Origin of the sequence: Burkholderia sp. Bp8986, assembly GCF_003854225.1 — a bacterium.
Classification (GTDB): domain Bacteria; phylum Pseudomonadota; class Gammaproteobacteria; order Burkholderiales; family Burkholderiaceae; genus Burkholderia.
In genome coordinates this window covers 15,328-37,189 of record NZ_QTQM01000046.1, presented here as the reverse complement: position 1 = coordinate 37,189, position 21,862 = coordinate 15,328, and the positions used below count along the sequence as shown (strand labels likewise).

Sequence of the window (21,862 nt, the reverse complement as noted above, 5' to 3'; positions counted from 1 at the left end):
TCACGCTTCAGAGATGGCGCATGCTGGCGCTGCCATTTTGTTCAGTTTGACATCGGCGTCGATCAGACAGCATGCTGCTGTCGCACCTGCATTTTCTTTCGACGTGACCTGATACGCCGTAACGTCATCGAAGTCTGCCAACATCCGTTCCGGCCATACCGGCTCCATCACACGGGATTTCGTAATCATGAGTCACATCCACTTCATCGGCGGGGAAAAAGGCGGCGTCGGCAAATCGCTCGCCGCCCGTGTGCTGGCCCAGTATTTCATCGATCGGAGCGTGCCCTTCATGGGCTTCGATACCGACCGATCGCACGGCGCGCTACTGCGGTTCTATGCCGATTTTGCCGCGCCTGCCGTGCTCGACCAGCATGACAGCCTCGATCCGGTCATGGAATCGGCGCTCGAAGATCCGCAGCGGCGCATACTGGTCGACCTCGCGGCCCAGACGCGGCAGTCGCTCGCAAGATGGCTCGACGATTCGGACGTGCTGGATTTTGCCGAAGAACACGGCCTCACGTTGACGTGGTGGCACGTGATGGACACCGGACGCGATTCGGTCGATCTGCTGCGGCATTGGCTCGACGAATTCGGTGGACGCATCAGGCTGGTGCTGGTACTGAATGAAGTCCGCGGCGATCGCTTCGAGATTCTGGAGGCGTCCGGCGAACGCGAGCGGGCCGAGGCCCTCGGCGCCAGCGTGATTACGCTGCGCCGCCTGCCCGACACGACGATGCAGAAGATCGATCGTCAAAGCGCGAGCTTCTGGGCGGCGGTCAATCATCCCGACCGCGCCGCCACGGGGCTCGGCTTGCTGGAGCGGCAGCGCGTCAAGGTCTGGCTGCATCGTACTTATGAGGAGCTGGGCACGCTCGCGTTGTAGTGCGGGCCCCTGCGACGGCGCGGAGGGTGCGGCGCGTTGCCGGAATGGCTCATACACGGAAACCTGGAGGTTGCGATGGCCGATCACGACAGACTGCATCCACTCCGTCCGTTCCTGAAGAATTGGGTTTGGGAGCACGGCCGGATCGGGACGCGCTATCTCGACTGCGTCGATGGCGAAATCAAGTTCGATGCAGGCAAGAAATCGCATTTCGCTGCCGAGAAATATATCTACGTGCCGCTGGGCAAGAACCCTGACGACGACGCATCCGCGGAGGGTCCTGCGATCCACGAGGAAGGACTTGCCCGCTTTTTGCGGGCTGCGCAACTGGGCACGCCAGGGGAAGCCGGTTCTGTCACGGAGGTTCAGCGCGCGGTGCAGGACTGCGTGGAGATCGGCCTGTTCAGCGCGTATCAACGGGAGGCTCGACAGGCATTTGCCCGCTACGCGCAGGAAGCCATGTTCGACGACGAGATCCGCGCGGCGGTTGTCGACGACATCCGGCGAACGTACGTCGCCATGCGAGAGCAGCTGGCGCTGTACGATTTCAGCGTGCTCTACGGCTTGCCCACGCCGCTGCTGATCAGCGACACACCGTTCATCGACTGGCGCGTGAGCGCCAGTCCGGCACTTCCGTTCGTATCGCTTCCGCTGGGACCTTACTGCCTGCTGGTAGGCGCGCCGTCGGGCAGGAGTAGCCGAATCGGCCCGGTGGTCTGGAAGGCCGCTGCCGCGATGGGTCCGTTGAAGGACCACAACCGCCGGATCGAGGAGCACGCACGTCTGTGGCTGGTGGCGACCACCGACGACCAACTCGTCGCTGCACAAGGTCGCATTGCCGCGGCCAGGGGCGCCAGGCACCTACCGCCGCCCACCTGATACCGCTTCACCGAATCCTCGGAATCCGGCGCGCCTCAGGTGCGAAGGGCGCGCCAGAGCACCAGTTTCTGTTCGAACGACAACGTCGCATTCGCCGGGCTCGACGAAGGCAACACGAGCGTTTCATAACCCGCCGCGCCGATCACATCGGCAAACCGCCCTGCCGTCTTGCCGTTGAAGCAGACTTTCTTCAGCAACGGCGCATGCTCGCGCAACGAAGCAAAGTCGTTCGGCTTCGCATTCCGGATCGCCGAATCGAGACTGCCTTTGCGATGACATGCATCGAGCACGTCCCAGATGCCGATGCCGTGCGCAAGCACGCGTTCGAGCCGCGCGTCATACACGAGTTCGTGCAGCCCGGGTTCGCCGAGCACCGCACCGAGCAACCGCCAGAACTGGTTGCGCGGATGCGCGTAGTACTGCGCGGCATCGAGCGACGCCTCGCCCGGAAAGCTGCCGAGAATCATCGTATGCGTATGCGGCCCGACGACCGGCGGAAAGCCTTGCAGCATCACGCTGCTCCGCGCGGTCCGACGGAGCGCGGCCCGTCGCCGTGCGCATCGAGATGGCGCCACAGCGCGGGCAGCATGCATTCGGTGACCATCAGCGGCTTGCCGCGCCGCTGGAACACCGAGCGCCGCGCGGCAAACGCATGCGGTGCGCGCACGCCCGCGCCGAGCGCATGGCTCGCGAGCGCATACAGCGGATGACCGGCGATCACGCGCCGGCTGACGAGCGCGGAGCGCTCGACCTGCGGATCGCTGTACAGCAGCTCCGCGAGCGGCCGCGTGCGCAGCCGCCGCATCGCCTGCCACACGCCCTTGCTGGCCGCGAGCGGCGCGATGCTGTGCGCGGCGACGTACGGCGTGCCGTCGACCGACAGGATCACCTCGCGCACCCACATCGGCGCGCGCGGCGCACTGTCGAGCGCGTCCGGCTCGTCGAACCACGGACAGTCGACGGCCTCGCGCGTCACGCGCACGCTCACGCTGCCGAGCCGCGCGAGATGCGCGGTCAGCGAACCGCCGCGCGTGAGCCAGTCGCGCTGGTCGAGCGTGCAGCCGGGCCGGGGCGTGTCGCGCCAGCCCGCCCGTGCGCCGTCGAATCGCATCCGCGCGTTCACGCGCTGCGCGACAGCAGCAGCGCGTTGGTCCGCTTCACGAAGCTCGCCGGATCGTCGAGCATCCCGCCTTCGGCCAGCAACGCCTGGTCGAACAGCAGATGGCACCAGTCGCCGAAGTTGGCGCTATCGGCGTTCAGCTGCTTCACCAGCGCATGCTCCGGATTGATCTCGAGGATCGGCTGCATCGCCGGCGCGTTCTGGCCGGCCGCCTTCAGCATCCGCTGCAGATAGCCGCTCATGTCGTTGTCGTCGGCGACGAGGCACGACGGCGAATCGGTCAGGCGGAACGTGACGCGCACTTCCTTCACCTTGTCGCCGAGCGCTTCCTTCATCTTCTCGACGACCGGCTTGATTGCCTCGCCCGCCTGCTCCTGCGCCTTCTTTTCCTCGTCGTTCAGCTCGCCGAGGTCGAGATCGCCGCGCGCCACGCTCGCGAGCGGCTTGCCGTCGAACTCGTGCAGGAACGACAGCATCCATTCGTCGACGCGATCGGTCAGCAGCAGCACCTCGACACCCTTCTTGCGGAATACTTCCAGGTGCGGGCTGTTCTTCGCGGCCTGCCACGTATCGGCGGTCACGTAGTAGATCTTGCTCTGCTCGGGCTTCATGCGCGACACGTAGTCGGCGAGCGACACGTCCTGCGCGTCGGTGTCGCCGTGCGTCGACGCGAAGCGCAGCAGCTTCGCGATGCGCTCGCGGTTCGCGTGATCCTCGCCGAGGCCTTCCTTCAGCACCTGGCCGAACGCGCTCCAGAACGTCTTGTACTTCTCCTTGCCGGCATCCTCTTCCGCGTTCGCGAGCTCCTCGAGCATCGACAGCGCGCGCTTGGTCACGCCTTCGCGGATCGCCTTCACGTCACGGCTTTCCTGCAGGATTTCACGCGATACGTTGAGCGGCAGGTCGGCCGAATCGACGACACCCTTCACGAAACGCAGGTATTGCGGCAACAGCTGCTCGGCGTCGTCCATGATGAACACGCGCTTCACGTACAGCTTCAGGCCGCCGCGGTAGTCGCGGTTCCACAGGTCGAACGGCGCGTGCGCCGGCACGAACAGCAGCTGCGTGTATTCGCTGCGGCCCTCGACGCGGTTGTGGGTCCACGTGAGCGGATCCTGGTGGTCGTGCGCGATGTGCTGGTAGAACTGCGTGTACTGCTCGTCGGTGACGTCGCTCTTCGAGCGCGTCCACAGCGCGCTCGCCTGGTTGACCGTCTCGTCCTCGTCCTTCAGGACCATCTCGCCCTTTTCCTGATCCCACTCTTCCTTCTGCATCAGGATCGGCAGCGCGATGTGATCGGAATACTTCTGGATGATCGACTTCAGGCGGTGCGACGACAGCAGCTCGTCCTCGCCTTCGCGCAGGTGCAGCGTGATCTTCGTGCCGCGCTGCGCGCGCTCGATCGCGTCGATCGTGAAATCGCCCTCGCCCGCGCTTTCCCAGCGCACGGCTTCGTTCGCCGGCAGGCCGGCGCGGCGCGTCTCGACGGTGATCCTGTCCGCGACGATGAAGCCCGAGTAGAAGCCGACGCCGAACTGGCCGATCAGCGCCGCATCCTTCTGCTGGTCGCCGGACAGCTTCGTGAAGAATTCCTTGGTGCCCGAACGCGCGATCGTGCCGAGGTTCGCGATCGCCTCGTCGCGACTCATGCCGATGCCGTTGTCCTCGATCGTGATCGTGCGTGCCGCCTTGTCGAAGCCGATGCGGATGCGCAGGTTCGGATCGTTCTCGTACAGCGCGTTGTCCGCGAGCCCTTCGAAACGCAGCTTGTCGGCCGCGTCGGACGCGTTCGACACCAGTTCGCGCAGGAAGATTTCCTTGTTGCTGTAGAGCGAATGAATCATCAGGTGGAGGAGTTGCTTGACCTCTGCCTGAAAGCTCATCGTTTCGTGTGCCATGGATGCTGTTTCCTCTTACTTGAACTTGAATGGTGTAGCGCGGGTGCGCCGGCGCGCGATGCCGGCGGGCCCGTCAAGGACGACCGCCTGGCGCAGGCGGTTTGCGCGGGTATCTGGGGACGGGCGAGCGGATTTCAAGGGCGGCGTGCCGCCCGGCGTCACGACGCGCGCCGCGCCGCCGATTCGATATAGCGCGCGAGAAACCCCGGCAGCGCCGGATCGCCGCAGTTCGCGACATTGAAGCGCGTCCATGTCGACGACGACTGCTGCGGCGAGAACAGGCTCCCCGGCGTCAGCAGGAAGCCTTCCTCGTGCGCGGCGGCCGCGAGCGCATCCGAATCGACGCCCGTGTCGGCCCACAGGAACATCCCGGCCGCCGGCATCGTGAAGAGCCGCAGCCCGGTACGCTCGAGCATCCGCGCGGTCTTGTCGCGCACGCCGTCGAGCCGCGCGCGCAGCCGCTCGACGTGGCGCCGGTAGTGCCCTTCGGTCAGTATCTTGTACAACACGCGCTCGTTGAGCTCCGGCGTCGTCATCCCGACCAGCATCTTCTGGTCGGTGACCGCCTTCGCGATCTCCGGCGCGCAGGCGACATAGCCGACCCGCAAATTCGCCGCGAGCGTCTTCGAATAGCTGCCCAGGTAGATCACGCGCTTCAACTGGTCGAGGCTCGCGAGCCGCGTGGCCGAATAGCTCGGCGGGCACAGGTCGCCGTACACGTCGTCCTCGACGACCAGGAAATCGTACGCCTCCGCGAGCTTCAGGATCCGGAACGCCTGCGCGGCCGACAGCGACGTGCCGGTCGGGTTCTGCAGCACCGAATTGATCACGAGCATCTTCGGCCGCCACATCTGCACGAGCGTTTCCAGCGCGTCGAGATCGGGGCCGTCCGGCGTATAGGGCATCCCGACCAGTTGCGCGCCCTGCGACGCGAAGCGGCCGAACATCTGGAACCACGCGGGATCGCCGACGATCACCGCATCGCCGGGACGCACGTAGATCCGCGAGATCAGGTCGATCGCCTGCGTGATGCCCGACACCAGCACGAGCTGCTCGGGCTTCGCGCCGATCTCGACTTCCGCGAGCCGCGTCTGCAGCTGCTGGCGCAGCGGCAGGAAACCCTGCGCGGTGCCGAAACCGAGCATCTGCGCGCCGGACTGGCGCCCGAGCGCGCGCAGCGCACCGGTGATCAGCTCGCCGTCGAGCCAGCGGCCCGGCAGGTAGCCGAGACCCGGCCCTTTTTCCGGGCTGGCGGTATGCAGCATGTTGCGCAGCAGCCAGACCACGTCGATCGTGTTGTGCACCGGCGCGGCCTCGGCCACGCGCACCACGTTGTCGGCCGGCAGCGGGCCGGTGGCCGTGCGCTCGCGCACGTAAAAACCCGAGCCGCGCCGCGAGTCGAGGTAGCCCTGCGCGACGAGCCGTTCGTACGCTTCCACCACGGTGAAGCGCGACACGCTCTTGTCGAGCGCGAGCTTGCGGATCGACGGCATCCGCATGCCGGGCCGGAACACGCGTTCGTCGATGCGGCGCCGCGCCCACTGGACGAGCTGGTCGACGAGCGTGAGCGTGGCCGTATCGTGCGGCGCGGGAATCTGGGCGAGTGGGACGGTGGACATGGGCGGCGGCTCCAACTGTACCGAAGGCTATCGCGCCGATTGTACCGTTACTGTGCCGGTGCCGACGATTACAGTTGACCGGAATGGCGATCGTGCGGCCGCCGTTCCGGCCCTGCCGTATGCGGCGCAGCCCCGTCCGGCCTGCATTCGCGGCCGCGCACCGGCCGGCCGCCCAACCGTCCCGCGCGTCGCCCGCCCACCATGACACTTTCGCTTCCCGACCGACGTTCATGCCAGCCCGCTCCCTGACCCTCGACCATCTCGTGATCGCCGCGCGTACGCTCGACGAAGGCGTGCGCCACGTCGCCGACGCGCTCGGCATCGAACCGGCTGGCGGCGGCCGCCATCCGCTGATGCGCACCCACAACGCGCTGTTCGGCGCGTGGGGCGGCCTGTACCTCGAAGTGATCGCGATCGATCCCGACGCGCCCGTGACAGGCGACGACGCCACGCCGCCGCGCGCGCGGCTGTTCGGCCTCGACGATCCGGCGATGCACGCGCGGCTCGCGCAGGGCCCGTTCCTCGCGCACTGGGTCGCGCGCGTCGACCGCCCGCGCCGGCTCGCGCTGTGGCAAAGCCAGTACCCGACGCGCATCGCACCGGTCGTCGCGATGCGGCGCGGCGACCTGAGCTGGGGCCTCACGGTGCCCGACGACGGCGCGTTCCCCGCATGGCAAGGCGCCGGCGACGGCCTCGTGCCGTCGCTGATCCAGTGGGACAGCCCGCGCCATCCGGCCGAATCGCTGCCGGACAACGGCGTCGCGCTGAAGGCGCTCAAGGGCGTCCACCCGCGTGCGGATGCCGTCCGCGAGCAGCTCGACTGGCTCGGCGCCGGCCATCTGCTCGACCTCGACACCGGCGACGGCCCGCCGGCGCTCGTCGCCGAATTCGACACGCCGCAGGGCGCACGCACGCTGCGCTGACCGCCCCGGCGCCCTTTCGATTACCCGACCCCTGCAATACGGAGACACCCAGTCCATGAATTCGCGCGAAACCCGGGGCATGCTGCTCGGCCTCATCGGCGTGATGATCTTCAGCCTCACGCTGCCGATGACGCGTATCGTCGTCACCGAACTCAACCCGCTGCTGAACGGGCTCGGCCGCGCGCTCGCCGCGTCGGTGCCGGCCGGCCTGCTGCTGTGGTGGCGCCGCGAACGGCTGCCGACCCGCGCGCAGCTGAAAAGCCTCGCGGTCGTGTCGGCCGGCGTGATCATCGCGTATCCGGTGTTCTCCGCGTGGGCGATGAAGACCGTGCCGGCGTCGCACGGCGCGGTCGTCAACGGCCTGCAGCCGCTGTTCGTCGCGCTGTACGCGGCGTGGCTGTCGCATGAACGGCCGTCCAAGGCGTTCTGGGCCAGTGCGCTGGCCGGCAGCGCGCTGGTGATCGCGTTCGCGCTGCGCGACGGCGGCGGGACGGTGCAGGCCGGCGACGCGCTGATGCTCGTCGCGGTCGGCATCGGCGCGCTCGGCTATGCGGAAGGCGCGCGCCTCGCGCGCCAGATCGGTGGCTGGCAGGTGATCTGCTGGGCGCTCGTCGTGTCCGCGCCGTTCCTCGTGCTGCCGGTCGGCTGGCTCGCATGGACGCAGCACGTCGCGCACCCTGCCCCGCTCGCGCTGCGCACGTGGCTCGCGTTCGGCTACGTGACCCTCTTTTCGCAATTCATCGGCTTTTTCGCGTGGTACGCGGGGCTCGCCATGGGCGGCATCGCGCGCGTCGGCCAGGTGCAACTGCTGCAGATCTTCTTCACGATCGCCTTTTCCGCGCTGCTGTTCGGCGAAACGGTGACGCCGTCGACCTGGCTGTTCGCGGCCGCCGTGATCGCGACCGTGATGCTCGGCCGGCGCTCGGCGGTGGCCACGGCCCCGCGTCCCGCTCGCGCCGGTTGATGAGGTGCGCCATAATGTCCGTTTTGCCTGAACGGTTTTGCCCACCCGGCCGCGACGGCCCGATCGCGCTCCCGCACGCCCACCCGGCTGCGTCGACGCAATCTGCCTGACCGACCTTTCTTGACTGACCACGATATCCGAACGAGGAGACTATGAATCCGAGCGACCTGCATCCGCCGCACTGGCAGCTTTCCGAACGCGCCCGCAAGCTGACGAGCTCTGCGATCCGCGAGATCCTGAAGGTCACGGAACGCCCCGAGGTCATCTCGTTCGCAGGCGGCCTGCCCGCTCCCGCGACGTTCCCGGCCGAGCGCATGCGCGCCGCGGCCGACCGCGTGCTGCGCGATGCGCCCGCGGCCGCACTCCAGTACAGCGCGACCGAAGGCTACCTGCCGCTGCGCGAATGGATCGCCGAGCGCTACAGCGTGCGCGTGTCGCAGGTGCTGATCACGACCGGCTCGCAGCAGGCGCTCGACCTGCTCGGCAAGGCGCTGATCGATCCGGACAGCCCGATCCTCGTCGAAACTCCGACCTACCTCGGCGCGCTGCAGTCGTTCTCGCTGTACGAGCCGCGCTACGTGCAGGTGCCGACCGACGAGCAGGGCCTGCTGCCTGAAGGCCTCACGCCCGCGCTCACGCAAGGCGCGCGCCTCCTGTACGCGCAGCCGAACTTCCAGAACCCGACCGGCCGCCGCCTGCCCGTCGAGCGCCGCCGCGCGCTCGCCGCGTTCGCGCAGTCGAGCCCGTTCCCGGTGCTGGAAGACGACCCGTACGGCGCACTGAACTACCAGGGCGAGCCGCTGCCGACGATGCTGTCGATGGCGCCCGACCATATCGTGCACCTCGGCACGTTCTCGAAGGTGCTCGCGCCGGGCCTGCGGATCGGCTACATCATTGCCCCCGAGGAACTCCACTTCAAGCTCGTGCAGGCCAAGCAGGCCACCGACCTGCACACGCCGACGCTCACGCAGCGCATCGCGCACGAAGTGATCAAGGACGGCTTCCTCGACGAGCACATCCCGACGATCCGCCAGCTGTACGGCGCGCAATGCGAGGCGATGCTCGCGTCGCTCGCGCGCCACATGCCGGAAGGCGTCACGTGGAACCGCCCGGACGGCGGCATGTTCATCTGGGTGAACCTGCCCGCGCAGATCGACAGCATGAAGCTGCTCGAGGCCGCGGTCGCCAACCACGTCGCCTTCGTGCCGGGCGCGCCGTTCTTCGCGAACGACCCGCAGCAGAACACGCTGCGCCTGTCGTTCGTGACGGTGCCGCCGGAGAAGATCGAGGAAGGCGTCGCGCGCCTCGGCAAGCTGCTGCGCGAGCGTCTCTGATCCGCTTTTTCCCTGTCACGACTCTCTACGATCCACGAGGAATCGAATCCATGGCTAACGTCTACGACAAGCTGAAGTCGCTCGGCATCGAGCTCCCGACCGCCGGCGCACCGGCCGCCGCCTACGTGATGAGCGCGCAAAGCGGCAACACGGTCTACCTGTCGGGCCACATTGCGAAGAAGGACGGCAAGGTCTGGGCCGGCAAGCTCGGCGCCGACCTGCAGACGGAAGACGGCAAGGCGGCTGCGCGCGCGATCGCGATCGACCTGCTCGCGACGCTGCACGCGCACACGGGCGACCTGAACAAGGTCACGCGCATCGTGAAGCTGATGAGCCTCGTCAACTCGACGCTCGACTTCACCGAACAGCACATCGTGACGAACGGTGCGTCGGAACTGATCGCCGAGGTGTTCGGCGACGCCGGCAAGCACGCGCGTTCGGCGTTCGGCGTCGCGCAGATTCCGCTCGGCGCGTGCGTCGAGATCGAACTGATCGCCGAAGTCGCGTAACGGGGGCATCGAGGTGACCGGTCGTCTCGTCCGCTTCAAGCAGGTCGACGTGTTCACGTCGGTGCTGTTCAAGGGCAACCCGCTCGCCGTGGTGTTCGACGCCGACTCGCTCGGCGACGACGCCATGCTCGCGATCGCCCGCTGGACGAACCTGTCGGAAACCACGTTCGTCTGCACGCCGACCGATCCGGGCGCCGACTACCGCGTGCGGATCTTCACGACGGCGGGCGAGCTGCCGTTCGCCGGTCACCCGACGCTCGGCACCGCGCATGCGTTCCTGGAAAGCGGCGCGCGGCCGCGCACGCCGGGCCGGCTGGTCCAGCAATGCGGGGGCGGCCTGGTCGAACTGCGCGAACAGGCCGATGGCTGGGCATTTGCCGCGCCGCCGGCACGGTTCACGCCGCTCGACCGTTCGGACTACCCGGCACTGGTGGCCGCGTTGCGCAGCGACGCGATCGACCTGGAAGCCGAGCCGTGCGCGATCGACAACGGCGCGCCGTGGCTGGTCGTGCGGCTGAAGTCGGCCGACGCGTGCATCGGCCTCTCGCCCGATCCGGCCGCGCTGGAGGCGCTCACGCGCCGCTACGGCACGGACGGCCTCGCGGTCTACGCGCCGCATGCCGAAGGCGGTCCCGCGACCTTCGAAATCCGCTGCCTGATGACGGGCGGCGACTTCGGCTTCGGCGAGGACCCGGTCACCGGCAGCGCAAACGCCGCGCTGGCCGGGCTGCTGACGCGGCAGGAACGCCGTCCCGGCCAGTCGTATACGGCCCGCCAGGGCACGGCGATCGGCCGCGACGGCCGGATCTTCGTCAGCTATGCCGAAGACGGCACTACGTGGATCGGCGGCCACGTCGTCACGGTCGTCGACGGCACCTTCCAGTCCCCCGTGTAACATTTCGCGATGTGCGATGGCGCCGGCCCCGGCCGGCGCCCTACGATTCCCCCGGCTATCGCAAAAACGTTCCAGCCAGTAATATCGGGCCTAATCCGTCGCTTCGGCGGGTCTGTCCATGGTTGCGCATCCCGCGTACGAACAGACGCCGGTGCGACCCCAACCATAGCCGGCCATCCCGACGCGGGATGGCGCACGCGAGCAGGACGCCGCCCTCTTCGATGAGCTCCGCCCGGTCAAACCACCCGCCGCCGAACCGGCCGCTACGCGCGCCACGCAAGTCGCGCCGGCGCGCGCTGTTCGCGATCCCGCTGCTCGGGATGCTCGCGCTCGCGCTGCTGTGGGCCGTGATCATCGCGCGGCTGTCGGTCGAAAAGGACAGCGCGTACAAGGAAGCGGCGGCTTCCGCGGCGATCCTGTCGTCCGCGCTCGAACAGCACACGGTCAAGGCGATCCACCAGGTCGACCAGATCACCCGCTTCGTCAAGTTCGAATTCGAGAAATCGCCCGCGCGCTTCAACCTCGCGAGCACGGTCGAAAAAGGCGTCGTGCCGAGCGACACGCTGATCCAGGTTTCGCTCGTCAACGCGAAGGGCATCCTGTTCGCGAACACGGCCGAACTCCACCCGAAACCGATCAACCTGTCCGACCGCGAGCACTTCAAGGTCCACCTCGCGCACAACGACGATCGCCTGTACATCAGCAAGCCCGTGCTCGGCCGCGTGTCGAGCCACTGGACGCTGCAGATGACGCGGCGCCTGAACAACCCGGACGGCAGCTTCGCCGGCATCGTCGTCGTGTCGGAAGACCCGAGCTACTTCACGAACGACTTCTACAACAACGCGGCGATCGGCAAGGAAGGCGTGATCTCCGTCGTGTCGGATACGGGTGCCGTGCTCGCGCGGCGCACCGGCTCGCTCAACAACGCACCGGGGGCGTTCTCCGCATCGGGCGTCTACCCGATCGCCGAGCGCGTCACGGGCACGATCATCGACCCGATCGACGGCGTCACGCGCATCGTGTCGTACCGCCACCTCGACGGCTACCCGCTCGCCGTGATGGTCGGGCTGTCGCAGACCGAGGAATACGCGGACTACTACCATACGCGCAACGTCTACCTGCTGATGACGAGCTTCATCACGCTCGCGATGCTCGCGTTCTTCGGCGTCGCGACGGGGCTGATCGGCAAGCTGCTCGGCCGCGAGCGCGAGATGACCCAGCTCGCCGAATACGACCTGCTCACCGGCCTCGCGAACCGCTACGCGACCCTGCGCGGGCTGCGCAACGACGTGTCGATGCCGGCCAGCCTGTCGCGGCTCGGCCTGCTGTTCATCGACCTCGACAACTTCAAGACCGTCAACGACACGCTCGGCCACAACGCCGGCGACATCGTGCTGCAGATGACCGCGTCGCGCCTGTCGGATGCCGTCGGCGACGAAGGCTCGCTCGCACGGATCGGCGGCGACGAGTTCGTCGTCGTGATGAAGGGCGACGACGTCGAACGGCGCGCGGTGCGGCTCGCGGAAGCGATCATCCGGATGTTCGGCGAGCCGTTCGACGTGCGCGGCAGTTCGTTCGTGCTGCATGCGAGCATCGGCATCGCGCTGCACACCGTCGCGAACGAAAGCGAAATCGACCTGCTGAAGAAGGCCGACCTCGCGATGTACAGCGCGAAGGATGCGGGCAAGAACTGCTACCAGTTCTACGCGCCGCACCTGTCGCATCGCGCGGATCACCTGATGCGCTGGGAACAGCAACTGCGCGTCGCGCTCGCCGACGGGCAGCTGTTCCTCGCGTACCAGCCGAAGATCGACCTGACGCACCGCACGATCACCGGCTTCGAGGCGCTCGCGCGCTGGGATCACCCCGAGCACGGGGTCATCTCCGCGAACGAATTCATTTCGATCGCCGAATCGACGGGCCTGATCGTGCCGATCGGCGACTTCGTGATCCGCACCGCGTGCGAACAGATCGCGTGCTGGCGCGACGACGGCCACGACACGCTGACGCTCGCGGTCAACATCTCGCCGGTACAGTTCTGGCGCGGCGACCTGATCGAGACCATTTCGCAGGCGCTGCAGGACACCGGCATCGACGCGAACCGGCTCGAGCTCGAGATCACCGAGACCGCGATGATGGAATATCCGGAGCTCGTGTCCGAGAAGATCGTCGCGTTGAAGAAGCTTGGCATCCGGATCGCGCTCGACGACTTCGGCACCGGCTACTCGTCGCTGTCGTACCTGCACCGCTTCTCCGTCGATACGTTGAAGGTCGACCGCTCGTTCGTGCAGGCGATCCCGAACGATCGCAGCGTGTGCGTGATGGTGTCGTCGATCGTGCATCTCGCGCGCTCGCTCGGCCTGACGGTCGTCGTCGAAGGCACCGAAACCGAGGAGCAGATCGCATGGCTGTCCGCGCTCGGCGAGATCGAGGCGCAGGGCTTCCTGTTCTCGCGCCCCGTGCCGGCCGACGCGATCCCCGCGCTGATCGCGCGCTTCGGCGTGCGCGGCAACCGGCCGAACGTCCTCGCGCACCGCGCGACCGGCAGCACCGGCGCCTGAACCCGCAACCTGCAACCCGCACGGCCCATGTTGCGCGGCACATCGATCATTTCGGCTTCCGATGCGGTTGTTTAGTTCATTTACTAGCGTTTTCGCGCATGGCAGTGTCATGACTCGCGGCGGACAATCGGGAGGGCCATCGTGTCGGCGGGCCGCCGGCACGTCCCTATGCGCGAGACCAGGCCCGGCGCCAACCGCAACACCATCATGACCACCGTCGAAGTCGAAGCGGCCGAACGTGTCGAACAGGCACAGGCATCCCTGTGGGCCTTGTTCAAGGTCGTCGCCGGCATTTCCGCGCTGTCGTGGGGCGGGCTTTCGATGATGGCGCAGCTCGAACGCCACTACGTCGAGCGGTGGCAGCGCATCGAGCCGCACGTATTCGCCGATTTCGTCGCCCTTGCATGGCTTGTGCCAGGCCCCGTCGGCTGTAATGTCGCCGTGCAGGTCGGCCAGACGCTGCACGGCCGCGCAGGCGCCTGGGTCGCCGGCATCGCGAGCGTCCTTCCGTTCTCCGTGCTGATGACGCTGTTTGCGATCTTCTACCGCACGCCGGTCGTGCGCTCGCTGGCCGCGCCGGTGCTGATCAATCACTTCGGGATGGTGCTTGCCGCGCTGATCGGCGTCACGTGGGTCAAGCAGTGGCGCGCGCTCGCGCGCACGCGGCTCGAACAGGTGATCGCCGCGCTGTCGACGATTCTGCTCGCTTTCGCGCATAGTCCGGCCGCTTTCGTCGGGATTCTTTTCGCGGCGTTTGCAGCTGGCTGGCTCACCGGGCCGCCGCAACACGCCACGGTCGACGTCACGCTGTCGAAACGCGACCGCAACCTGCTCGTGCTGCTGGCCGTACTCGTCGCGGTATTCGCACTGCCGCTGCCCGGCGACTACCAGGAGACGCTGCTGTGGCCGCGGCTCGCCGGCGCCGGCATGACGCTGTTCGGCGGCGGCTTCTCCGCGCTGCCCGTGCTCAAGACGCTGTTCGTGTCGCCGGCCACCGGCATCTCCGATCGCGACTTCACGCTCGCCTTCGCGCTGTCGCCGGTGGCGCCCGGCCCGCTGCTGAACGTCGTGCCGTTTCTCGGCTACCTGACCGACGGCTGGAGCGGTGCGCTGCTCGCGACCGCCGCGCTGTTCATTCCGTCGGGATGTCTCGTCGTGTTCGCGCAGAACCATCTGTTCCGGCTCAAGCGCCATTCGCGCTTCGAGCACGGGATGCGCCTGCTGCGCGCGGCGACGACGGGCTTTCTCGTCGTCGCCGTCGTGAAGATCCTGCATCGCGAACCGGCCGATCCCGTCTATTGGCTCACGGGCGCCTTCGCGACGCTGTGCTTCACGCGCTTCAAGGTGCCCGTGTATGCCGTCTACGGTGCGGTCGCGATCGCATGCGGCGTGTGGCTGTGGGCCGTCGCCCACTGACGGCTGGCCCCGGTCGCCGCCCCCGCCGCCGGACGCTTGCGGCTCAGCCCGCCGGTACCGCGACGCGGCGTGCGGCCCAGCGTGCGCGCAGCGCGTCGTACGCGAGGTTGAAGCAGAACGTGTAGGGCAGGAAGAACAGCACGATGCCGAGGTCGAGCAGCAGCGCCTCGACGAGGCTCACGTTCAGCCACCACGCAGCGACCGGCACCACCATCGCGACGAGGCCGAGCTCGAACATGACCGCATGCGCGATCCGCATGCCGAGCGTGCGCGTGAGGCCCACCCGCCGCTCGAAGCGGTCGAACAGCGTGTTGAACGTCATGTTCCAGGCCATCGCGATCAGCGACACCATCACCGTCAGCACGCCGACGTGCGACACCGGCATGTCGAGCAGCCACGCACCGATCGGCGCGCACAGCGCGATCGCCACCAGCTCGAACGTCAGCGCATGAACGAGACGTTCCGTCACCGTTTTGTTGATCTGTTTCATGGTTCCCTCCGATGCGTTCGTACAATCCATGCCGGGCATTTTGATCGGCGAAACCGCGCGAATCCAGTTTGATATCATCGGTTTTACCGATATAAAACCCTGAGGTTCGCCGCATGCGCCACGCCCCCGAAGCCCTGCTCGCCTTCGCCGAAGCCGCGCTGCTCGGCTCGTTCACGGCCGCCGCCCGCAAGCTCGGCAAGCGCCAGTCGACGGTGTCCGAAGCGATCGCGAACCTCGAGATCGATCTCGGCGTGCAGCTGTTCGACCGCTCGACGCGCGCGCCGACGCTGACCGATGCCGGCCGCGCGCTGCTCCCGCAGGTGCAGCGCGCGCTGGAGGCCGGCGCGGCAATCGACCGCACCGCCGCGCGGCTCGCGCAGGGCGAGGAAGCGCGGCTGACGCTCGTCGTGTCCGACACGTACCAGTCGAAGCGTTACGAGGAAACCTTGATGGCGCTCGAGCGGCGCTTTCCGGCGCTCGAGCTCGAATGCCAGATTGCCGAGCACGAGGACGTACTCGACCTGATCCAGCAGGGTCGCGCACAGCTCGGGCTGATGGCCGCGCGCGCGGTCTATCCGCCCGATATCGGCGCGGCGACGGTGGCGGAAGAGTCGGAGATCGGCCTGTTCGTCGGGCGCACGCACGCGCTGGCGGCCTATGGCGACGCCGACGTGCCGCATGCGGCGCTGCGCGACTCGCGCGAGCTGCGCCTCAATACGTATGTGAAACCGGAGGATCGCGGCGCTGCCGACCGGATCGTCGTCGGCACGCAGCGCTGGCTCGCGCCGAGCTACCTGATGCTGCTGGAGATGGCGGTGCTGGGGTTCGGCTGGGCCGAGCTGCCGCGCTGGATGGTCGAGCACTTCGCGCGCGATCGGCTGTGCGAGCTGCGCGCGCGCGGCTGGCCGCGACGCGTGCGGGTCGATGCCGTGTGGTCGCGCAACCGGCCGCTCGGCCCGGCCGGCGCGTGGCTGCTCGACGCGATGCTGGCCGCGTAGCGGCGCGCGGCACCGCGCCGGCGGCGAGCGCCGAACGGCGCCGCGAAATCAGAGGCCGGCGAGGCGATCAGAAGCCGCGCGACAGCACGGCCGCGCCGATCGTCACGACGCCGAGCACGAGGTTGACGACGACCAGCAGGCGCACCGTGTTCACCGCGCGCGCACCGTCCGGCCAGTTCTGCGCCTGCACCGCGCGGCGGATGCGCGGGAACAGCGCGAAGCGGATATGGCCGAAGATCAGCATCATCACGACGCCGAGCCCCGCCATCGCATGCAGCGTCCACGTCGCGTGCGCGCCGCCGAAGGCCGTGAGCAGGAAACCGCCGGACAGCAGGATCACGATCACCGAGCCCGACACCCAGTTGAAGAAGCGGCCGAACACGCCCTCGATCAGCGGCAGCCGCAGCTGTGGCGTCAGGTCGGACAGCGCCGGGCGCAGGCAGAAGTGCGCGAAGACCATCCCGCCCACCCACACGGCGACGGCCAGCAGATGAAGAAACAGCGCGACGGCAACAGCGTGGGACATGGCGGCAATCCTGTTATGAGTTGAGTGCAACGAACAGCCGCGTCACGCGCGGTCTCGAGCGACGTTCGACCGGCGGACCGCCGGTCGGTTCAGACCCCCGGCGGTATTTCACAATATTTGCAAGTTCCGCGTGACGGCGCCACGCTCGCTTTCCTGCATGCGTCGCCCCAAAACAAACAGGCCGCACGCCCGCCGAAGCGGAGGTGCGGCCTTCGATGCCGGTCGAGCCGGCGACCGGATGCGGCGTCAGCCGAGCAGCGGACGCAGCTCGTTGACGACCTTGAGCTTCGTTTCCGGCGCGCGGCCCTTGCGTGCGCGCTTGCCGACGTGCGGCGCCAGCCCCGCGTACGACAGGGTCTCGTCCTGCGCCTTGCCGCCGCGCCCGGTGCCGATCAGCACGACGCCGGCCGGGTCGATCGCGAGCGCCTGCACGAGCGTTTCCTTGTCGTCGAGCGCCATCAGGATCACGCCGCGGCCGCCGCCCGACAGCGTCTTCATCTCGTCCATCCCGAACACCAGCAGACGGCCGCCGCTCGACAGACACGCGACCTGCGTCGCGTTCGGCAGTACCGGCATCGGCGCGAGCGGCACCGCGCCTGCATCTATCGTCATGAACGACTTGCCGGCCTTCACGCGGCTCACCATGTCGCCGACCTTCGCGAGGAAGCCGAAGCCGTTGCTCGACGCGAGCAGCAGTTGCTGATCGGCCGGCGCCGCGTAGTAGTGCATCAGATGCGAGCCCGATTCGAGCTCGATCAGCGACGTGACCGGCACGCCGTCGCCGCGCCCGCCCGGCAGCACCGACACGTCGACCGAGTACACGCGGCCGCTGCTGCCCCATGCGATCAGGCGATCGGGCGTGCGGCACTGGAACGCCGCATACAGGTGATCGCCGGCCTTGAACGTGAAGCCGGCCGGGTCGAGCCCGTGGCCCTTCAGCGCACGCACCCAGCCCTTCTGCGACACGACGACCGTCACCGGCTCGTCGACGACCTTCGCCTCGAACGTCGCGCGCTTTTCCTGCTGGATCAGCGTGCGGCGATCGTCGCCGTACTGCTTCGCGTCGGCCTCGATCTCCTTGATCATCAGCCGCTTCATCGCGCTTTCGTTCGCGAGCAGTTCCTCGAGCTTCGCCTTCTCGTCGCGCAGCGCCTCGAGTTCCTTCTCGATCTTGATCTTCTCGAGCCGCGCGAGCTGACGCAGGCGGATTTCGAGGATGTCTTCCGCCTGGCGGTCGGAGAGGCCGAACGCGCTCATCAGCGCGGCCTTCGGCTCGTCCGACTCGCGGATGATGCGGATCACCTCGTCGATGTTCAGGAAGACGATCATCCGCCCTTCGAGGATGTGGATGCGGTCGTCGACCTTCGCGAGACGATGGCGGCAGCGGCGCGTCATCGTCAGCTGGCGGAACTTCACCCACTCGTCGAGGATCGTCAGCAGCCCCTTCTGGCCCGGCCGGCCGTCGGCGCCGATCATCACGAGGTTCAGCGTCGCGTTCGATTCGAGGCTCGTGTACGCGAGCAGCGTGTTCACGAATTCCGTCTGGTCGATCGTGCGCGACTTCGGCTCGAACACGAGCCGCACCGCCGCTTCCTTGCCCGACTCGTCGCGCACCGCGTCGAGCAGGTCGAGCATCGCCTTCTTGGTGTTGAGCTGCTCGGGCGTGAGCGTCTTCTTGCCGAGCTTGAGCTTCGGGTTGGTCAGTTCCTCGATTTCCTCGAGCACCTTCTGGCCCGACGTGTTCGGCGGCAGCTCGGTGACGACGAGTTGCCACTGGCCGCGCGCGAGATCCTCGATCTTCCAGCGCGCGCGCACCTTCAGGCTGCCGCGGCCGGTTTCATAGGCCGCCGCGATCTCGGTGTCGCTCGAGATGATCTGGCCGCCGCCCGGGAAATCCGGGCCGGGAATCAGGTTCATCAGCTCCGCGTGCGAAAGCTTCGGATTGCGGATCAGCGCAACCGCCGCCGCCGCGACCTCGCGCAGATTGTGCGACGGGATTTCGGTGGCCAGGCCGACCGCGATGCCCGACGCGCCGTTCAGCAGCACGAACGGCATGCGGCTCGGCAGCGTCTTCGGCTCCTCGAACGAGCCGTCGTAGTTCGGCATGAAGTCGACCGTGCCCTGGTCGATCTCGTCGAGCAACAGCTTCGAGATCGGCGTGAGCCGCGCTTCGGTGTAGCGCATCGCCGCCGCGCCGTCGCCGTCGCGCGAGCCGAAGTTGCCCTGTCCGTCGATCAGCGGATAGCGCAGCGAGAAATCCTGCGCGAGACGCACGAGCGCGTCGTATGCCGACTGATCGCCGTGCGGGTGGTATTTACCGAGCACGTCGCCGACCACGCGCGCCGACTTCACCGGCTTCGCGTCGGGGCCGAGGCCCATTTCGTTCATCGCGAACAGGATCCGGCGCTGCACCGGCTTCTGGCCGTCGCACACGTCGGGCAGCGCGCGGCTCTTCACGACGCTGACCGCGTAGCTGAGGTACGCCTGCTCCGCGTAGTTGCCGAGCGTCAGCGCATCGGCTTCCGGTGCGTCGGACCCGGCGAAGAGATCGGAAGTATTGTCGTCCATCTGAATTCCGTATTCGTAAGTGGCGTGAGGCCGGGCCGGGCGTCATGCCCGGCCGCGCGGGTTTAGATGTCCGCTTCGACGTCGTTGCCCTTTTCCTCGAGCCAGCCGCGTCGCGCGGCTGCCTCGCCCTTGCCCATCAGCATCGTCATGCGCGCAACCGTCGCCTCGTAGTCGAGCTCGCCGAGCTTCACCGGCATCAGGCGGCGCGTGTCGGGATTCATCGTCGTGTCCCACAGCTGCTCCGCGCTCATTTCGCCGAGACCCTTGAAGCGGCTGATGCTCCACTGCGTTTCGCGCACGCCGTCCTTGCGCAGCTTGTCGAGGGTCGCCTCGAGTTCGCCGTCGTCGAGCGCATAGAGCTTCTGCGCGGGCTTCTTGCCGCGCGCGGGCGCATCGACGCGGAACAGCGGCGGCCGCGCGACGTGCACGTGACCGCGCTCGATCAGCTGCGGGAAATGCTTGAAGAACAGCGTGAGCAGCAGCACCTGGATGTGCGAGCCGTCGACGTCCGCGTCCGACAGGATGCAGATCTTGCCGTAGCGCAGGTTCGACAGGTCGACGGTGTCGTCCGGGCTGTGCGGATCGACGCCGATCGCGACCGAGATGTCGTGCACCTCGTTGTTCGCGAACAGGCGATCGCGCTCGGTTTCCCACGTATTCAGCACCTTGCCGCGCAGCGGCAGGATCGCCTGGTACTCCTTGTCGCGGCCCATCTTCGCGGAACCGCCCGCCGAGTCGCCCTCGACGAGAAACAGTTCGTTGCGCGCGATGTCTTCGGTCTCGCAATCGGTCAGCTTGCCCGGCAGCACCGCGACGCCCGAGCTCTTGCGCTTCTCGACCTTCTGGCCCGCGCGCGTGCGCGCCTGGGCCTGCTTGATCACGAGTTCGGCGAGCTTCTTGCCGTGCTCGACGTGCTGGTTCAGCCACAGTTCGAGCGCCGGACGCGAGAACGACGACACGAGCTTCACCGCGTCGCGGCTGTTCAGGCGTTCCTTGATCTGCCCCTGGAACTGCGGATCGAGCACCTTCGCGGACAGCACGAACGACACGCGCGCGAACACGTCTTCCGCGAGCAGCTTCACGCCCTTCGGCTGCAGGTTGTGCAGTTCGACGAAGCTCTTCACCGCCTGGTAGAGGCCGTCGCGCAGGCCCGACTCGTGCGTGCCGCCGGCCGGCGTCGGGATCAGGTTCACGTACGACTCGCGCACGAGCGAACCTTCCTCGCTCCATGCGACGACCCACGACGCGCCCTCGCCCTCGGCGAAGGTGTCGTCGGTCGAACGCGCATCGGCGAAACGCTCGCCTTCGAACAGTGGGATCAGCAGCTCGCTGCCGTTCATCTCGTCGAGCAGGTAGCCGCGCAGGCCGTCCTCGTATTTCCATGCCTGGCGCTCGCCGGTCTTCTCGTTGACGAGAACGACCTCGACGCCCGGCAGCAGCACGGCCTTCGAGCGCAGCAGACGCTGCAGCTCGCCGAGCGGCAGGTTCGGCGAATCGAAATACTTCGGATTCGGCCACACCTGCACGCGCGTGCCGGATTTCTTCTCGCCGCGGCCCGCGCCTTGCGTCGCGAGCGGCTTCACGACGTCGCCGTCGGCGAAGCCGAGTTCGGCGATCTTGCCGTCGCGCCAGACCGTCACGTCGAGACGCGTCGCGAGCGCGTTCGTCACCGACACGCCGACACCGTGCAGGCCGCCCGAGAACGTGTACGCGCCGCCGGCGGCCTTGTCGAACTTGCCGCCTGCGTGCAGGCGCGTGAACACGATCTCGACGACCGGCACGCCCTCTTCGGGATGCATCCCGAACGGGATGCCGCGGCCGTCGTCCTCGACCGACACCGACTGGTCGGCGTGCAGCGTGACCGTGATCTGCTTGCCGTAGCCGCCGAGCGCCTCGTCGGACGCGTTGTCGATGACTTCCTGGATGATGTGCAGCGGATTTTCGGTACGGGTGTACATGCCGGGCCGCTGCTTGACCGGCTCGAGGCCCTTGAGCACCTTGATCGATGCTTCGCTATAGGCCGCGCTGGGCTTCTTCGTTGACATAGGCGCTGAATTTCGTCATTCATCGGGACGTTGTCCACATCTCGTGTGGATAACGTCGTGGACAAAACGTTGAGTTCCGTAAAAAAGCGAATCGAAACAACGGTGTGCTTGGACTGCTCCGAAAGCGGGCGCGCGGCGTGCGCCGAGCGACCCGGGACGCGCGGTATTTTACTGGTTCCGCGTGGCGCGCCGCCGCAAGATCGTCGCACGGCGCTGCCGGCCGGCGCTCCGACG

General features: G+C 67.5%; 19 protein-coding genes. 10 read left to right on the top strand and 9 right to left on the bottom strand.

The window, feature by feature from the left end:
- On the bottom strand, positions 1 to 189 hold the full coding sequence (locus DID99_RS30005; protein ID WP_124487182.1) for a hypothetical protein: 189 nt from the start codon (positions 187 to 189) through the stop codon (positions 1 to 3).
- On the opposite strand from DID99_RS30005, the gene DID99_RS30000 reads away from it, so the two are divergent.
- On the top strand, positions 188 to 883 hold the full coding sequence (locus DID99_RS30000; protein WP_039319584.1) for a mobilization protein: 696 nt from the start codon (positions 188 to 190) through the stop codon (positions 881 to 883). The genes DID99_RS30005 and DID99_RS30000 overlap by 2 nt on opposite strands.
- Before the next feature lie 75 nt (positions 884 to 958).
- Positions 959 to 1,762, top strand: coding sequence for a hypothetical protein (locus DID99_RS29995; RefSeq protein WP_124668134.1), 804 nt, complete (start codon positions 959 to 961; stop codon positions 1,760 to 1,762).
- Positions 1,763 to 1,797: 35 nt separating this feature from the next.
- Here the strand turns inward: DID99_RS29995 and DID99_RS29990 are convergent, their stop codons facing one another.
- The 4 genes from DID99_RS29990 to DID99_RS29975 all read right to left on the bottom strand — a co-directional run bounded on the left by DID99_RS29990 (position 1,798) and on the right by DID99_RS29975 (position 6,399).
- Positions 1,798 to 2,274 carry a DNA-deoxyinosine glycosylase gene (locus tag DID99_RS29990; protein ID WP_044846432.1) on the bottom strand — a complete coding sequence of 159 codons (477 nt, stop codon included), beginning with the start codon at positions 2,272 to 2,274 and terminating at the stop codon, positions 1,798 to 1,800.
- Positions 2,274 to 2,873, bottom strand: coding sequence for a chorismate lyase (locus DID99_RS29985; protein ID WP_044846453.1), 600 nt, complete (start codon positions 2,871 to 2,873; stop codon positions 2,274 to 2,276). Before DID99_RS29985 ends, DID99_RS29990 begins: the two co-directional genes overlap by 1 nt.
- 8 nt (positions 2,874 to 2,881) lie before the next feature.
- Entirely contained in the window at positions 2,882 to 4,780 is a 1,899-nt protein-coding gene (htpG, locus tag DID99_RS29980) for a molecular chaperone HtpG (protein ID WP_124487179.1), read from the bottom strand.
- A 158-nt stretch (positions 4,781 to 4,938) separates the two neighbouring features.
- A complete protein-coding gene (locus tag DID99_RS29975) occupies positions 4,939 to 6,399 on the bottom strand; it encodes a PLP-dependent aminotransferase family protein (protein WP_124487178.1) in 1,461 nt (486 codons plus the stop codon).
- 230 nt (positions 6,400 to 6,629) lie between these two features.
- Between DID99_RS29975 and DID99_RS29970 the strand changes: the two genes are divergently transcribed.
- The 7 genes from DID99_RS29970 (at position 6,630) to DID99_RS29940 (ending at position 15,001) form a co-directional block, all read left to right on the top strand.
- A complete protein-coding gene (locus DID99_RS29970) occupies positions 6,630 to 7,322 on the top strand; it encodes a VOC family protein (RefSeq protein ID WP_124668133.1) in 693 nt (230 codons plus the stop codon).
- A gap of 55 nt (positions 7,323 to 7,377) precedes the next feature.
- Positions 7,378 to 8,286 (top strand): DMT family transporter, encoded by a 909-nt coding sequence (locus tag DID99_RS29965; protein WP_124668132.1) that lies wholly within the window; start codon positions 7,378 to 7,380, stop codon positions 8,284 to 8,286.
- A gap of 152 nt (positions 8,287 to 8,438) precedes the next feature.
- Positions 8,439 to 9,620 carry a PLP-dependent aminotransferase family protein gene (locus DID99_RS29960; protein ID WP_124487176.1) on the top strand — a complete coding sequence of 394 codons (1,182 nt, stop codon included), beginning with the start codon at positions 8,439 to 8,441 and terminating at the stop codon, positions 9,618 to 9,620.
- Between the two features lie 50 nt (positions 9,621 to 9,670).
- The gene (locus DID99_RS29955) at positions 9,671 to 10,129 is read left to right on the top strand and encodes a RidA family protein (protein ID WP_039319604.1); all 459 of its coding nucleotides are present in this window, start codon (positions 9,671 to 9,673) and stop codon (positions 10,127 to 10,129) included.
- A 13-nt stretch (positions 10,130 to 10,142) separates the two neighbouring features.
- Complete coding sequence (locus DID99_RS29950) at positions 10,143 to 11,024, top strand: PhzF family phenazine biosynthesis protein (RefSeq protein WP_124668131.1); 882 nt, start codon at positions 10,143 to 10,145, stop codon at positions 11,022 to 11,024.
- 221 nt (positions 11,025 to 11,245) lie between these two features.
- Entirely contained in the window at positions 11,246 to 13,585 is a 2,340-nt protein-coding gene (locus DID99_RS29945) for an EAL domain-containing protein (protein ID WP_124571294.1), read from the top strand.
- A gap of 207 nt (positions 13,586 to 13,792) precedes the next feature.
- Positions 13,793 to 15,001 (top strand): chromate transporter, encoded by a 1,209-nt coding sequence (locus DID99_RS29940; RefSeq protein WP_124487173.1) that lies wholly within the window; start codon positions 13,793 to 13,795, stop codon positions 14,999 to 15,001.
- Positions 15,002 to 15,044: 43 nt separating this feature from the next.
- Here DID99_RS29940 and DID99_RS29935 read toward each other — a convergent pair whose 3' ends face one another.
- Positions 15,045 to 15,491 carry a multidrug/biocide efflux PACE transporter gene (locus DID99_RS29935; RefSeq protein WP_124668130.1) on the bottom strand — a complete coding sequence of 149 codons (447 nt, stop codon included), beginning with the start codon at positions 15,489 to 15,491 and terminating at the stop codon, positions 15,045 to 15,047.
- A 113-nt stretch (positions 15,492 to 15,604) separates the two neighbouring features.
- Between DID99_RS29935 and DID99_RS29930 the strand changes: the two genes are divergently transcribed.
- Positions 15,605 to 16,489 carry a LysR family transcriptional regulator gene (locus tag DID99_RS29930; protein ID WP_124571293.1) on the top strand — a complete coding sequence of 295 codons (885 nt, stop codon included), beginning with the start codon at positions 15,605 to 15,607 and terminating at the stop codon, positions 16,487 to 16,489.
- A 67-nt stretch (positions 16,490 to 16,556) separates the two neighbouring features.
- Here the strand turns inward: DID99_RS29930 and DID99_RS29925 are convergent, their stop codons facing one another.
- The 3 genes from DID99_RS29925 to DID99_RS29915 all read right to left on the bottom strand — a co-directional run bounded on the left by DID99_RS29925 (position 16,557) and on the right by DID99_RS29915 (position 21,628).
- Positions 16,557 to 17,015 (bottom strand): CopD family protein, encoded by a 459-nt coding sequence (locus DID99_RS29925; RefSeq protein ID WP_044846424.1) that lies wholly within the window; start codon positions 17,013 to 17,015, stop codon positions 16,557 to 16,559.
- A gap of 246 nt (positions 17,016 to 17,261) precedes the next feature.
- Positions 17,262 to 19,583 carry a DNA topoisomerase IV subunit A gene (gene parC, locus DID99_RS29920; protein WP_044846423.1) on the bottom strand — a complete coding sequence of 774 codons (2,322 nt, stop codon included), beginning with the start codon at positions 19,581 to 19,583 and terminating at the stop codon, positions 17,262 to 17,264.
- Between the two features lie 62 nt (positions 19,584 to 19,645).
- Complete coding sequence (locus tag DID99_RS29915) at positions 19,646 to 21,628, bottom strand: DNA topoisomerase IV subunit B (RefSeq protein WP_124487170.1); 1,983 nt, start codon at positions 21,626 to 21,628, stop codon at positions 19,646 to 19,648.
- Positions 21,629 to 21,862 lie beyond the last annotated feature (234 nt).